Source organism: Ideonella alba (assembly GCF_018069845.1).
Classification (GTDB): Bacteria; Pseudomonadota; Gammaproteobacteria; order Burkholderiales; family Burkholderiaceae_C; genus Ideonella; species Ideonella alba.
The window spans coordinates 78,986-91,836 of the sequence record NZ_JAGQDD010000011.1 but is presented as its reverse complement, the minus strand read 5'-3'; the positions used below and the strand labels follow the sequence as shown (position 1 = coordinate 91,836).

Genomic DNA, 12,851 nt, shown 5'->3' with positions numbered 1-12,851 from the left:
ACACCCCACCATGCTCACCGACCACGACGCCCAGGCGCTGCTGCGCGCCGAACACCCCGACCCCTTCGCCGTGCTGGGCCTGCACGCCGACGCCGACGGGCGGCTGTGGGTGCGCGCGCTGCTGCCAGGCGCGGTGGCGGTGGAGGTGGTGGCGGTGGGCACCGGCCAGCGCGTGGCCACGCTGGCCGCCCGCGGCGGCACGCCGCTGTTCGAGGGCCCGGTGCCCCGGCGCCGGCAGCGCTTCGATTACCGCCTGCGCATCACCTGGGACCATGGCGGCAGCAGCGTCCTGGCCGATCCGTATGCGATCGGCCCGCTGCTGGGTGACGCCGACCTGCATTTCTTCGCCGAAGGCACCCACCTGCGCCCCTTCGAGATGCTGGGTGCGTTGCCGCTGACACTGGGCGAGGGGCCGCACGCATTGGCGGGCACCCGCTTTGCGGTCTGGGCGCCCAACGCGCGCCGCGTCAGCGTGGTGGGCGACTTCAACGCCTGGGATGGCCGCCGCCACCCGATGCGCTCGCGCGGCAGCTCGGGCGTCTGGGAGCTGTTCATCCCCGCGGCCGGCGTGGGCGACCGCTACAAGTTCGAGATCCTCGGTGCCGCCGGCCAGGTGCTGCCGCTCAAGGCCGACCCGTATGCGCGCGCCGCCGAGCTGCGCCCCGGCACCGCCAGCGTGGTTGCCGCGCTGCCGCCGCGGCGCGAGCGCGCGCCCGAGCGCCAGGTGGCCGACACCCGCGGCCAGCCGATCAGCGTCTATGAGCTGCACGCCGGCAGCTGGCGCCGCCACCCTGATGGCCGCTGGCACGACTGGGACGAGCTGGCCGCCGCGCTGCCCGGCTACGTGGCCGGGCTGGGCTTCACCCACATCGAGCTGCTGCCCATCTCCGAGCATCCGTTCGACGGCAGCTGGGGCTACCAGACCCTGGGCCTGTACGCGCCCACCGCACGCTTTGGCGGCCCCGAAGCGTTTCAGCGCTTCGTCGACGCCTGCCACGCGCATGGCCTGGGCGTGGTGCTTGACTGGGTGCCAGCGCACTTTCCCACCGACGCCCACGGCCTGGCGCAGTTCGACGGCAGCGCCCTCTACGAGTACGCCGACCCGCGCGAAGGCTTCCACCGCGACTGGAACACGCTGATCTACAACTTCGGCCGGGTGGAGGTGCGCAACTTCCTGGTCGGCAGCGCGCTGTACTGGGTCGAGCGCTATGGCATCGACGGCCTGCGGGTCGACGCGGTGGCCTCGATGCTCTACCGCGACTACAGCCGCCCGGCGGGTGAATGGGTGCCCAACCTGCACGGCGGCCGCGAGAACCTGGAGGCGATCGCGCTGCTGCGCCGCACCGCCGAGGTGCTGGGCCAGGAAGCGCCCGGCGCGCTGCTGTTCGCCGAGGAGTCCACCGCCTTCCCCAAGGTGTCGGCGCCCACCTTCGACGGCGGCCTGGGCTTCCACTACAAGTGGAACATGGGCTGGATGCACGACACCCTGGCCTACCTGCGCGAAGACCCGGTGAACCGGCGCTGGCACCACGACAAGATGAGCTTCGGCCTGGTCTACGCGTTCAGCGAGCACTTCGTGCTGGCGCTCTCGCACGACGAGGTGGTGCACGGCAAGGGCTCGCTGCTGACCAAGATGCCGGGCGACGCCTGGCAGCAGGCCGCCAACCTGCGCGCCTACTACGGCTTCATGTGGGGCCACCCTGGCAAGAAGCTGCTGTTCATGGGCCAGGAGTTCGGCCAGCCCACCGAGTGGAACCACGACGCCGAGCTGCCCTGGGGCCTGCTGGCCCAGCCGCGCCACGCCGGCATCCAGCGCTGGGTGGCCGACCTCAACCGCCTCTACCGCGAACAGCCGGCGCTGCATGCGCTGGATTGCGATGGCGCCGGCTTCGAATGGCTGGTGGTGGACGAGCGCGAGCTGTCGGTGTTCGCCTGGGTGCGCCGCGATGGCCAGGGCCGCGAGGCCCTCGTGGTGTGCAACTTCACGCCGGTGCCGCGGCCGGGCTTCCGACTGGGCGTGACGGGCGGCGCTGGCGCCTGGCGCGAGGCGCTCAACAGCGACGCCGCCGTCTATGGCGGCAGCGACCTGGGCAACGGCGGTCAGGCGCTGGCGGTGCAGGACCAGCCGGCGCAGGGCCGCGCCCGCTCGATCAGCTTGACGCTGCCGCCGCTGGCCACGCTGGTCCTGCTGCCGGCATGAGGCTTGCACGACGCTGCGCATGAACGTGCATCTCCCCACCCAGGTGCAGCCTGGCCGCCCCGAGCCGATGGGCGCGCTGGCGCGCGATGGCGGCGTGAACGTCGCCGTGTTCTCGCAGCACGCCGAGGCGATCGAGCTGTGCGTGTTCGACGCCAGCGGCACGCGCGAGCTCAAGCGCTACCGGCTGCATGGGCCGCACGACCAGGTCTTCCACGGCTTCCTGCCCGGCGTCGGGCCGGGCCTGGTCTACGGCCTGCGCGCGCACGGCCCCTACCAGCCCGAACAGGGCCACCGCTTCAACCCGCACAAGCTGCTGCTCGATCCCTGTGCGCGCGAGATCGTCGGCCACTTCCACTGGTCCGACGAGCACCACGGCTACGAGGTGGGCCACCCCGAGGGGCCGCGCAGCTTCGACCGCCGCGACAACGCCGTCACCGCGCTGAAGGCCCGCGTGCCCGAGGCCATCGGCCCGGCGCCCGGCCGCGCCAATGCGCCGCGCACCGCGGCCGCCGACCTGGTGCTCTACGAGGTGCATGTCAAGGGCTTCAGCCAGCAGCACCCGGCCATTCCGCCGGCGCTGCGTGGCAGCTACGCGGCGCTGGCCCACCCGGCCAGCATTGCCCATTTCCGGCGCCTGGGCGTGACCACGCTGAGCCTGCTGCCGGTGCAGCAGCGCCTGGACGAGTCCCACCTGGCCGAGCGCGGCGCCACCAACTACTGGGGCTACAACACGGTGGGCTTCTTCGCCCCCGAGCCACGCCTGGCCAGCGCCGCCGCGCGCCACGACCCGGCGCTGGTGCGCGAGGAGTTCCGCACCATGGTCCATGCGCTGCACGAGGCTGGGCTGGAGGTGGTACTCGACGTGGTCTACAACCACACGCCCGAGGGCAGCGAGGCCGGCCCCACGATCAGCTGGCGCGGCCTGGACCACGCCGCCTGGTACCTGCTGCGCGCCGACGATGCTAGCCACTGCGAGAACCACACCGGGTGCGGCAACACGCTGAACCTGTCGCACCCGCGCGTCACGCAGTTCGTGCTCGATAGCCTGCGCCACTGGGTCGAGGCCTATGGGGTGGATGGCTTCCGCTTTGACCTGGCGCCGGTGCTGGGCCGTGGCCGCCACGGCTTCGACCCGCAGGCCGCGTTCTTCACCGCGCTGCGCCAGGACCCGCTGCTGGCCCAGGTGCACCTGATCGCCGAGCCCTGGGATGCCGGCTGGGGCGGCTACCAGCTGGGCCGCTTTCCCGGCCGCTTCCTGGAGTGGAACGACAAGTTCCGCGACACCGTGCGCCGCTACTGGCTGGACCGCAGCGTGCGCCGGGGCGAGCTGGCGCGGCGCTTCACCGCCTCGTCCGATCTGTTCCACCACGGCCAGCGCAGCCCCAGCGCCAGTGTCAACTTCATCACCGCACACGACGGCTTCACGCTGGCCGATGTGGTCAGCTACGCCGGCAAGCACAACCAGGCCAACGGCGAGGACAACCGCGACGGCCGTGACGGCGAACCCTGCGCCCCCTTCGGCCCCGAAGGTCCGAGCGAGGACCCGGCGGTGATCGCGCTGCGCGGCCGGGTGCAGCGTGCGATGCTGGCCACGCTGCTGCTGGCCCAGGGCACGCCGATGCTCGGCGGCGGCGACGAGGCCGGCCGCACCCAGCAGGGCAACAACAACGCCTACTGCCACGACAGCCCCTTGACCTGGCACGACTGGACACGCGCCGATGACGCGCTGACCCAGGTGGTGGCCGACCTGATCGCGCTGCGCCGCAGTGAACCAGCGCTGCACCACGACCGCTGGTTCCAGCACGCGCCAGCGGCGGCCGGCGAGCGCAGCCTGATGTGGTTCACCCCCAATGGCCACGAGATGCAGGTGGCCGACTGGCACGACAGCCACAGCCACGCCTTCGCCTGCAAGATCCTGCCCGGCGCCGATGCGCCCGCCGACGAGCGCCGGCTGATGCTGGCCTTCAACCCCGACATCCTGCCCACCCGCTTCACGCTGCCCCCCGGGCGCTGGCAGGTGGCGCTGGACTCTTGCGGCGAACTGCTGCGCGGCCTGGAGCCGCCGCGCGGTGCGCCGCTGATGGTGCCTGCGCATGCGCTGGTCGTGCTGCGCAGCCTTGATTGACGGAGACACACGACCCATGAACCTGAACCAACGCGCCAGCGGCGTGCTGCTGCATGTGACCTCGCTGCCCGGCCCGCACGGCATCGGCGACTTCGGCCCCGACGCCTACCGCTTCGTCGACTGGCTGGCCAGCGCCGGCCAGCGCCTGTGGCAGTGGCTGCCGACCACGCCGATCGGCCCGGGAAACTCGCCCTACCAGAGCGTGTCGGCCTTCGCCGGCAGCCCGCTGATGGTGGCGCTGGAGCCGCTGGTGGAGCGCGGCTGGCTGCGCCTGGACACGGTGCCTGACTTCGACGCCAGCCGCGTCGACTTCGGCCGCATCGTGCCGTGGCGCATGGACCGCCTGCGCGAAGCCTTCGCCGGTTTCGAGCGCCAGGCGCTGGCCAGCGACCGCGCCGCCCTGGCCGAGTGGCAGGCCGCCCAGGCCCATTGGCTGGACGACTACACGCTGTTCATGGCACTGGAGACGGCGCACGGCGGCCAGCCCTGGTGGACCTGGGACGACGGCCTGCGCCGCCGCCTGAAGAAGCCGCTGGCCGCCGCGCGGGCGCAGCACGCCGCCGAGATCGGCTTCTGGGCCTGGGTGCAGTGGTGCTTCGACACCCAGGCCGCGGCGCTCAAGGCCTATGCCAATGCACGCGACGTGCACCTGATGGGCGACCTGCCGATCTTCATCGCCCACCACAGCGCCGACTGCTGGGCCCGCCCCGAGCTGTACTACCTCGACGAGCAGTGCCAGCCCACCGTGGTGGCCGGCGTGCCGCCCGATGTCTTCACCGCGCTGGGCCAGCGCTGGGGCAATCCGCTGTACCGCTGGGAGAAGATGAAGAAGGAGGACTTCGCCTGGTGGAGCGCGCGCATCCGCCGTGCGATGGACCAGGCCGATGTGTTCCGCATCGACCACTTCCGCGGCTTCGCCGGCTACTACGAGATCCCGGCCAGCTGCCCCACCGCGGTGGAGGGCACCTGGAAGCCCGGTCCGGGCAAGGCCCTGTTCGAGGCCATCGAGCGCGCGCTGGGCCCGCTGCCGATCATTGCCGAGGACCTGGGCCTGGTGACGCCCGACGTGATCGAACTGCTCGAAGCCACCGGCTTTCCGCGCATGAAGATCGTCCAGTTCGCCTTTGGCGACGACGGCACGCACGAGTTCCTGCCGCACAACTACGACCCCAACACCGTGGTCTACACCGGCACCCACGACAACGACACGGTGCGCGGCTGGTGGGCCACGGCCACGCCGCGCGAGCGCGAGTACGCCTGCTGCTACATGGCCTGCGGCGAGCACGACATCCACTGGGGCATGATCCGCGCCGCCGCCAACTCGGTGTCCAACCTGGCGGTGTTTCCGCTGCAGGACGTGCTGGGTCTGGGCCCCGAGCACCGCATGAACCTGCCGGGCAGCCTGGGCGACCACAACTGGAGCTGGCGCTTCGGCTGGGAGATGCTGGGCCCCGAGCCGGCCCGCGTGCTGGGCCTGATCACCGCGGCGGCCGGCCGCGGCCCGTTCGAGCTGCTGAAACTGCCGGCTTAGGGTCGACGCCACAGCAGGTAGGCCAGCAGGCCCAGCGAGCCGCCCACCAGCGTCAGCGCCACCCAGGGCCAGGCGGGGCGGCCCTGCGCGCGGCATTCGGGCACGACGTAGCCCAGGGCCACGCCGCAGGCCAGCACCAGGTCGATCGTGATCTGCGTGCTGCCCGGGCCGGCGAAGCCCTCGCGCCAGATGCCCAGGTAGCCCACCTGGGCCATGACCCACAGCGAGAAGGCGCCGAAGGCCGCGGTGACGATCCACAGGATGGGCTTGAGGGGGGACATGACCGGCTCCTTGGGTTGGGATGTCCGCCACTGTCGGCCCGCCAGCGCACCGCCGCAATGACCTGCCAGGTCATCGGCACCATCACCCGGCTGGCCTATGCTCGCGCCCATGCACCCCCTCACCGCCCTGCGCCGCGAGCGGCGCGTCAGCCAGATGGAGCTGGGCCTGCGCGCCGGTGTGTCCCAGCGCCACCTGAGCTGCATCGAGACCGGGCGCGCCCGCCCCACCCGCGCCACGCTGCTGGCCCTGCTGGATGCGCTGGACGCACCGCTGGCCGAGCGCAATGCCGCGCTGCTGGCCGCCGGCCTGGCGCCGGCCTACACCCAGCACGCGCTGGACGCGCCCCAGCTGGCCCCGGCACTGGATGCGGTGCGGCAGATGCTGCACGCCCCGGCAGCCCGCCGGCGCTGGTGCTGGACGCCGAGTGGAACCTGCTGATGGCCAACGCCGGCGTGCAGCGCCTGCTGGCGCTGCTGGAGCTCTCGCTGCCCGAGGGTCCGCTGAACCTGCTGGACTGGATGCTGGGCCCGCAGGGCCTGCGCAGCCGGCTGCTCAACGAGGCCGAGACCTGCGGCGAGGTGCTGCACCGCGCGCGGCGCGAGGCCCAGCACCTGCCGGCGCTGGCGGCGCGGCTGCAGCACCTGTCGGCCGACCTGCCCGACTGGCCGATGCCCACCGCCCACACCCCGCTGCTGCTGACCCGGCTGCGCTCCAGTGCGGGCGAACTGCGGCTGTTCTCGATGTTCAGCAGCTTCGGGGCACCGCTGGATGTGACGCTGGCGTCGCTGCGCATCGAGCACCTGTGGGCGGCCGATGCCGCGACGGCGGCGCTGTTGCACGGCTGAGGGGCGCACCAGATCGGCGCATCGGCGGTCCAGTGCCGGCTTTGGCCCGTTGTTTCGCCTCAGTCAGTCGGCATTTGCGCCGATAGTGCGGGCATGCGATTCATGCGAAGGTGAGACCATGCTCCGCCACAAGCACTCCATCCGGCTGTCGGCCGTCGACCAGCGCCTTTTCGAGGCACTGACCGGCCCCGGTCAGCCCGCGCCCACCACGGTGACCGACTACAACCAGCGTCTTCGCCTGGCGGTGCAGACCTGGAGCCAGGCGCGCAGCCGCGACGAACGCGACCTGGGCGTGATCGCCGCCGGCCTGCTGCTTGACGAGCAGGACCACGCCGCGGTGATCGACCACCAGCGGCTGGCGCGCGTGCGCCACTGAGCCGCATCAGCGGGCCCGGCGCAGCAGCGCCAGCCCCAGCGGGATCAGCGCCACGCCGCTGACGAACAGCAGCCACTGCGCCGGCGTCCAGGGCGCGTCGCCCGCCAGTGCCACGGTGCCGGCGGCCAGGCAGAAGACGCCCAGGTAGATCGGCACATGGCCATAGGCCCACCGCCGCAGCTGGCGGCCGCCGGCCGCGCCGTCGACCACGCGCTCGTCGTGGGCGCGCGTCACCTCGAAGTAGCCCAGCCAGGTCAGGAAGGCCAGCGCCGCGCCCAGCAGCGCCGCCGCCACGGCCGTGCCGTGCAGCGCCGGCCCATGGTCCAGCGCATGCACCACCGAGGCCATGCCCTCGCCCAGCAGGATGATCGTGAACAGGCCGAAGCGCTCGGGCAGGTGCTCGGGGTGCGGCGGCACCGCGGCGGTGTAGCGCGCCACCCACCACGGCGAGGCCATGTCCAGCGCCAGTGCCAGCCCCCACAGCGCCAGGCGCGGCATCGGCGGCAGCGCCGCCGAGACCGCCCACAGCAGCGCCTGCAGCCCGTACAGCCCGCCATAGGCACGGATCAGGCCCTGCGCGCCGCGCCAGCGCCGCTCGGCCAGGTAGGCCACGACCAGCAGGGCCTTGAAGGCTGCCATTCCCAGCGCGAAGCCGGCGGCCCGCTCGCCGAAGGCATCGCTGACGCCGTAGGCGATCACGCAGACGGCCAGGATCTGCGCCAGGCCCAGCCGGCGCTGGTCGGCTCGCTGCTGGTCGAAGCGCGTGGCATGGAAGGTGTGGCCCAGCCAGCACCACCACATCGCCATCAGCAGCAGCGCACTGCCGGCAGCGCCGACCGCATCGAAGTGGTGGGCGTAGTGGCCCGAGAGCTGCGCCACCGCCACCACGAACACCAGGTCGAAGAACAGTTCGAACCAGGTGGCCTTGCGCGCATGCACCAGCGGGGGCAGGGCGTCGGATGCATCGGGCTGGTGGCTCATCGGCTCATCCGCGCAAAGGCAAACTGCCGCCCCTGGCCCTGCTTGAACGCCAGGTGGATCCACACCATCGCCAGGGGCTCCAGGTAGCGGGCGGCACTGAGCGGGCCCATGTCCACGGCGTCGAAGCCGATCAGCGTGGCCAGCGCCAGCACCTGCTGGCGCGCGGCGGCGTCGTCGCCGGCCACCGGCATCATCGGCGCGCCCTGTGCGTAATGGCTGTCGGCCATGTTCTCGGCGCCGGTGGTGTTGAAGGCCTTGACCACGCGGGCGCCGCGGGCCCGCGCGGCGATCTGCTCGGCGCCGCTGGTGGTGGTGCCCAGGCTCAGGCCCGACAGCCCCGGTGCCAGCGGGTTGGTGGCGTCCACCAGCACGCGGCCCTGCCAGTCCGCCCGCTCGGCCGCGATGGCCAGCGCGGCGGCATAGGGCACGGCCAGGATCACCAGGCCGCCGCTGTCAATGGCCGCGGCGCTGCCGGTGAGGCGCGCCTGCGGCCCCAGCGCCGCCACCGCATCGGCGTAGCGGGCGGGTTCGGGCACGCCCAGGGTCACCGGCTGGCCGGCGCGCAGCAGCGCACGGGCCAGGGCCATGCCGACGTTGCCGGCGCCGAGGATGCTGATTGTCATCGTCGTCTCCTGCCGGTTCAGCGGCCCAGGGCCTCGATCACCAGGCGCGCGGTCTCGCCGCCCGAGAAGTTCTGCTGGCCGGTGATCAGGTTGCCGTCGCGCACCGCGAAGCTGCGCCACAGGCCTGCCTGCACGTAATTGGCGCCCAGGGCCTTCAGGCGGTCCTCGATGCGCCAGGGCATCACATGCTTGTCGCGCGGCAGCAGGCCGTAGGACCACACGGCGTTGTCGGCGAAGTCTTCCTCGATGTTGGCAAAGCCGGTGACGGTGCGGCCCTTGGCGATGTACTCGCCGCGGCTGTCACGGGCATAGGCCAGAATCGCGCTGCCGTGGCACAGCGCGGCGGCCACCTTGCCGGCCTCGAAGAAGGCGGCAAACACCCGGTGCAGCTCGGTCGCGCCCTCGAAGCTGAACATCGGCGCCTGGCCACCGGCCACGACGATGGCGTCGAAGGCCGCGATGTCGATCTCGGCCACCGGCCGGGTCTGCTCGACCAGCGCCTTGAGCTTGGGCGTGTGGAGGAAGCCCTGGCTGATCAGGTCGGTCTGGCTGTAGCCGCTGGGGTCGTTGGGGTCGCTCATCGCGTCAGCGGTGCAGGCGCCGCCCATCGGGCTGAAGACCTCGACCTCGTAACCCACCTCGACGAAGGCGTGGTACGGGTGGGTCAGCTCGCTCCACCAGAAGCCGACCGGCCAGCCGGTGGTGGTGGACACCGCGGGGTTGGCGATCACCATCGCCACGCGCTGGCGGCGCTGGGGGTTCAGCACATTGGGGTCCTGCAGGCTCATCGGGGTCTCCTGGTCGGTGGATGCGATGGCTGGCAGTCTGGTCGCTGGCGGCGTGGCTATCAATCCATCACAATGAGACGTACTGTTGACACACGGGGCAACAATGGACCTCTCCTCGCTGCAAGCCTTCGTCAAGGTGGTCCAGACCGGCAGCTTCACCCGCGCGGCCGATGCGCTGCAGACGCACAAGGCGCGCCTGTCGCGCGTGGTCAGCGATCTGGAGCGCGAACTGGGCGTGCGCCTGCTGGAGCGCAGCACGCGCTCGCTGTCGCTGACCGAGGCCGGGCGCGAGTTCTTCGAGCGTGCCCACGCCATCCTGGGCTCGGTCGACGAGGCGCGCCAGGCGATGCAGCGCATCCGCGGCGAGCCGCAGGGCACGCTGCGCCTGACCTGCGGGGTGGAGTTCGGTCTGGTGGCGGTGGGCGGCTGGATCGCCGAGTACCTGGCCACCTACCCGCAGGTGCAGGTCGAGGCCGACTACACCAACCGCGTGGTCGACATCGTCCACGAAGGCTTCGACCTGGCGGTGCGCGTGGGCCCGCTGGCCGACTCGTCGCTGGCCGCACGCCGCCTGGGGGCGCTGGACTACGGCCTGTATGCGTCGGCCGCCTACCTGCGCCGGCAGGGTCGGCCAGACAGCCCGGCCGCGCTGGTGCAGCACGCGCAGGTGGTGTATGCAGGCGCCGCGCCGCAGGGCCAGTGGATGCTGACGCGCGGCGACGACAGCCACCGCGTCAAGCTGCAGCCGCGCCTGCGCGTCAACACCAGCCTGGCCGCGCGCGAGGCGCTGCAGCGTGGTCTGGGCATCGGCCTGCTGCCGCGCCGCGTGGCCGAGCCGGACGGCCAGCGCGCGCTGCTGCAGCGCGTGCTGCCCGACTGGGCGGCGCCCGAGGTGCCGGTGCACGCGGTATTCGCCAGTGCGCGCTACCTGACGCCCAAGGTGAGGGCCTTCATCGACCTGGCGGCGCAGCAGTTTGGCGGGCCGGTCTGAACGCAGTGTCTCCGCCACGGGTGGGAAGCCTGTCCACAAGGTTTATATTGTTGTCATACAGCCTCCAGGCCGCTCCCACCATGCCCACCACTGCTGACCAGCCCTTCGGCAATATGCCAGCCCTGCGCGTGGGCGCCCGTCTGTCGGAGCAGTTGGCCGACGCGCTGGCGCTCAGCATCCGCGACGGTCAACTCAGCGCTGGCCAGAAGCTGCCAACCGAGCAGGCGCTGGTGGAGCGTTTCGGCGTCAGCCGCACGGTGGTGCGCGAAGCCCTCTCACGGCTCAAGACGCTGGGGCTGATCGAATCCCGCCAGGGGTCGGGAGCCTACATCAAGACCGCCTCGCCGCAGGCGCTGTCGCAACTGGCGTTCGAGCCCGACGGATCGCTCGACGCGGTGATCCAGATGGTCGAGGTGCGCCGCGCACTGGAGGCCGAATCGGCCGCGCTCGCCGCGGCGCGCCGCACGCCCCAGTCGGTCAAGCAGATCAGGCAGGCCCTGCAGGCCCTGGCCAAGGCCGTGCGCCAGGGCGGCGATGGTGTGCAGGAGGATGTGGCCTTCCATACCGCGATCGCCCAGGCCTCGCGCAATCCCTTCCTGCTGGCCACGCTGGCCTACCTGAATCGTTTCCTTCTGGACGCCACGCGCGTCACCCGGGCCAACGAGGCCACCCGCGCCGACCTCGAAGCCGAGGTGCACCGGGAGCACAGCGCCATCGTCGCCGCCATCGATGCAGGCGACGTGGCCGCGGCGCGCCAGGCCGGCGCGGCACACATGGTCAATGCGGCGCGCCGCATCGGCCAGGCCGACCCGGCATTCTGGGCGCGTCATGGCCAGCAATTGGCCGACCGCCTGCGTGCCGAACTGGGCCAGCCCCAGCCAGCGGCTGCGTCGCGCCGACGCTGACACTTCGGCGGCAGTCGCGCTGCCGCCACCGCCGCTCTGTGTGTCCCGCCGGCCACCGCCGCGCCACCACCGCGCCACCGAACGCCAAGGGAAAACCCGCTCGCCAGACCATCGCGCGATCTCCTAATATTTGTATGACAACCTGACGACATGACAGCAATCGGGTTGCGCCTCGAATCCATCCAGAAGGAGACCCCGATGTCCAAGCGTTCCCTCCTGCGGCTCGCGCCCGTCCTGGGCGCCGCCCTGCTGATCGCCGCGATCCCCGCCTCGGCACAGACCGTCCTGAAGCTCGGCCACGTGCTGGCCAAGGGCTCGCATTACGACGTCGGCGCGGTCAAGTTCTGTGAAGAGATCGAGAAGGGCACGGCCGGGCGCTACAAGTGCCAGGTCTACCCGGCCAGCTCTTTGGGCGGCGAGCGCGAGGAGATCGAGGCGGTGCAACTCGGTACGCAGGATTTCGTGCTCACCTCCACCGGCCCGGTCGGCAACTTCGTGCCCGAAATCAAGGTCGTCGATGTGCCCTTCCTGTTCCGCGACTATGACCATGCACGCAAGACGCTGGACGGCCCGATCGGTCAGGAGATGCTGACCCGGTTCCCGGCCCATGGCCTGGTCGCGCTGGCCTGGAGCGAGAACGGCTTTCGCCACATGACGAACAACAAGCGCCCCATCGTCAACGCTGCCGATGCCGCCGGCCTGAAGATGCGCACGATGGAGAACAAGGTGCACATGGAGGGCTACCGGACCTTCGGCATCCTGCCCACCCCAATGGCCTTCCCCGAGGTCTTCGGCGCGCTGCAGCAGGGCGTGGTCGACGGCCAGGAGAACCCGATCCCGGTGATCCTGGCGTCCAAGTTCTCCCAGGTGCAGAAGCACCTGTCGCTGACAGGCCATGTCTACTCGCCTGCTTTGCTGCTGACCTCGCCGCGGGTCTGGAACAAGCTCAGCGACGCCGACAAGAAGGTCTTCTCCGACGCCGCCAAGGCCAGCGTCGCCGCTACCCGCAAGAAGGTCAACGATGACGAGGCCAACGGCATTGCGCAGCTCGAAAAGGAAGGCATGCAGGTCGTCCGGCAGGTCAACAGCGCCAGCTTCCGGGACGCCACCAAGCCCGCCTATGTGAACTACGCCAAGGAGTTCGGCGCCGAGCGCATCGCCGCCATCCAGGCGATCAAGTGAGTCCGTGCCCTGCCGGTTCCGC

The 12,851-nt window shown here is 71.4% G+C and carries 13 protein-coding genes; 9 read left to right on the top strand and 4 right to left on the bottom strand.

The window, feature by feature from the left end:
- Window positions 1–10: 10 nt before the first annotated feature.
- The 3 genes from glgB to malQ are packed head-to-tail and all read left to right on the top strand — an operon-like array spanning window position 11 to window position 5,856.
- Window positions 11–2,200: a 1,4-alpha-glucan branching protein GlgB gene (glgB, locus tag KAK03_RS15210; RefSeq protein ID WP_210854873.1), complete on the top strand. Its 2,190-nt coding sequence runs from the start codon at window positions 11–13 to the stop codon at window positions 2,198–2,200.
- Window positions 2,201–2,219: 19 nt separating this feature from the next.
- Window positions 2,220–4,325 carry a glycogen debranching protein GlgX gene (gene glgX / locus KAK03_RS15205; protein ID WP_210854871.1) on the top strand — a complete coding sequence of 702 codons (2,106 nt, stop codon included), beginning with the start codon at window positions 2,220–2,222 and terminating at the stop codon, window positions 4,323–4,325.
- A 16-nt stretch (window positions 4,326–4,341) separates the two neighbouring features.
- The gene (gene malQ / locus KAK03_RS15200) at window positions 4,342–5,856 is read left to right on the top strand and encodes a 4-alpha-glucanotransferase (RefSeq protein ID WP_210854870.1); all 1,515 of its coding nucleotides are present in this window, start codon (window positions 4,342–4,344) and stop codon (window positions 5,854–5,856) included.
- Here malQ and KAK03_RS15195 read toward each other — a convergent pair.
- Entirely contained in the window at window positions 5,853–6,137 is a 285-nt protein-coding gene (locus KAK03_RS15195) for a DUF2834 domain-containing protein (RefSeq protein WP_210854868.1), read from the bottom strand. The genes malQ and KAK03_RS15195 overlap by 4 nt on opposite strands.
- 109 nt (window positions 6,138–6,246) lie before the next feature.
- Between KAK03_RS15195 and KAK03_RS25050 the strand changes: the two genes are divergently transcribed.
- From KAK03_RS25050 to KAK03_RS15185, 3 genes are all read left to right on the top strand, one after another.
- Complete coding sequence (locus KAK03_RS25050; RefSeq protein ID WP_247661188.1) at window positions 6,247–6,576, top strand: helix-turn-helix domain-containing protein; 330 nt, start codon at window positions 6,247–6,249, stop codon at window positions 6,574–6,576.
- The gene (locus KAK03_RS25045) at window positions 6,549–6,983 is read left to right on the top strand and encodes an MmyB family transcriptional regulator (RefSeq protein WP_310738620.1); all 435 of its coding nucleotides are present in this window, start codon (window positions 6,549–6,551) and stop codon (window positions 6,981–6,983) included. Before KAK03_RS25050 ends, KAK03_RS25045 begins: the two co-directional genes overlap by 28 nt.
- Before the next feature lie 118 nt (window positions 6,984–7,101).
- Window positions 7,102–7,359: a hypothetical protein gene (locus KAK03_RS15185; protein WP_210854866.1), complete on the top strand. Its 258-nt coding sequence runs from the start codon at window positions 7,102–7,104 to the stop codon at window positions 7,357–7,359.
- Between the two features lie 6 nt (window positions 7,360–7,365).
- Here the strand turns inward: KAK03_RS15185 and KAK03_RS15180 are convergent, their stop codons facing one another.
- From KAK03_RS15180 to KAK03_RS15170, 3 genes are read right to left on the bottom strand one after another with little or no spacing between them, the layout of a single operon-like run.
- A complete protein-coding gene (locus KAK03_RS15180; protein WP_210854863.1) occupies window positions 7,366–8,340 on the bottom strand; it encodes a low temperature requirement protein A in 975 nt (324 codons plus the stop codon).
- Window positions 8,337–8,963 carry an NADPH-dependent F420 reductase gene (locus KAK03_RS15175; protein WP_210854860.1) on the bottom strand — a complete coding sequence of 209 codons (627 nt, stop codon included), beginning with the start codon at window positions 8,961–8,963 and terminating at the stop codon, window positions 8,337–8,339. Before KAK03_RS15175 ends, KAK03_RS15180 begins: the two co-directional genes overlap by 4 nt.
- A gap of 17 nt (window positions 8,964–8,980) precedes the next feature.
- Window positions 8,981–9,751: a type 1 glutamine amidotransferase domain-containing protein gene (locus KAK03_RS15170; RefSeq protein WP_210854857.1), complete on the bottom strand. Its 771-nt coding sequence runs from the start codon at window positions 9,749–9,751 to the stop codon at window positions 8,981–8,983.
- Window positions 9,752–9,854: 103 nt separating this feature from the next.
- On the opposite strand from KAK03_RS15170, the gene KAK03_RS15165 reads away from it, so the two are divergent.
- From KAK03_RS15165 to KAK03_RS15155, 3 genes are all read left to right on the top strand, one after another.
- Window positions 9,855–10,742 (top strand): LysR family transcriptional regulator, encoded by an 888-nt coding sequence (locus tag KAK03_RS15165; protein ID WP_210854854.1) that lies wholly within the window; start codon window positions 9,855–9,857, stop codon window positions 10,740–10,742.
- Between the two features lie 80 nt (window positions 10,743–10,822).
- Window positions 10,823–11,647, top strand: a complete 825-nt coding sequence (locus KAK03_RS15160; protein ID WP_247661187.1) for a FadR/GntR family transcriptional regulator — start codon at window positions 10,823–10,825, stop codon at window positions 11,645–11,647.
- 198 nt (window positions 11,648–11,845) lie between these two features.
- Window positions 11,846–12,829 carry a TRAP transporter substrate-binding protein gene (locus tag KAK03_RS15155; RefSeq protein ID WP_210854853.1) on the top strand — a complete coding sequence of 328 codons (984 nt, stop codon included), beginning with the start codon at window positions 11,846–11,848 and terminating at the stop codon, window positions 12,827–12,829.
- The last annotated feature ends 22 nt before the right edge of the window (window positions 12,830–12,851 follow it).

Excerpts from the sequence above, each read along its gene's own strand:
- glgB (WP_210854873.1), top strand. The coding sequence starts at position 11 with ATGCTCACCGACCACGACGCCCAGGCGCTGCTGCGCGCCGAACACCCC.
- glgX (WP_210854871.1), top strand. The coding sequence starts at position 2,220 with ATGAACGTGCATCTCCCCACCCAGGTGCAGCCTGGCCGCCCCGAGCCG.
- malQ (WP_210854870.1), top strand. The coding sequence starts at position 4,342 with ATGAACCTGAACCAACGCGCCAGCGGCGTGCTGCTGCATGTGACCTCG.
- KAK03_RS15195 (WP_210854868.1), bottom strand. The coding sequence starts at position 6,137 with ATGTCCCCCCTCAAGCCCATCCTGTGGATCGTCACCGCGGCCTTCGGC.
- KAK03_RS25050 (WP_247661188.1), top strand. The coding sequence starts at position 6,247 with ATGCACCCCCTCACCGCCCTGCGCCGCGAGCGGCGCGTCAGCCAGATG.
- KAK03_RS15185 (WP_210854866.1), top strand. The coding sequence starts at position 7,102 with ATGCTCCGCCACAAGCACTCCATCCGGCTGTCGGCCGTCGACCAGCGC.
- KAK03_RS15180 (WP_210854863.1), bottom strand. The coding sequence starts at position 8,340 with ATGAGCCACCAGCCCGATGCATCCGACGCCCTGCCCCCGCTGGTGCAT.
- KAK03_RS15175 (WP_210854860.1), bottom strand. The coding sequence starts at position 8,963 with ATGACAATCAGCATCCTCGGCGCCGGCAACGTCGGCATGGCCCTGGCC.
- KAK03_RS15170 (WP_210854857.1), bottom strand. The coding sequence starts at position 9,751 with ATGAGCCTGCAGGACCCCAATGTGCTGAACCCCCAGCGCCGCCAGCGC.
- KAK03_RS15165 (WP_210854854.1), top strand. The coding sequence starts at position 9,855 with ATGGACCTCTCCTCGCTGCAAGCCTTCGTCAAGGTGGTCCAGACCGGC.
- KAK03_RS15160 (WP_247661187.1), top strand. The coding sequence starts at position 10,823 with ATGCCCACCACTGCTGACCAGCCCTTCGGCAATATGCCAGCCCTGCGC.
- KAK03_RS15155 (WP_210854853.1), top strand. The coding sequence starts at position 11,846 with ATGTCCAAGCGTTCCCTCCTGCGGCTCGCGCCCGTCCTGGGCGCCGCC.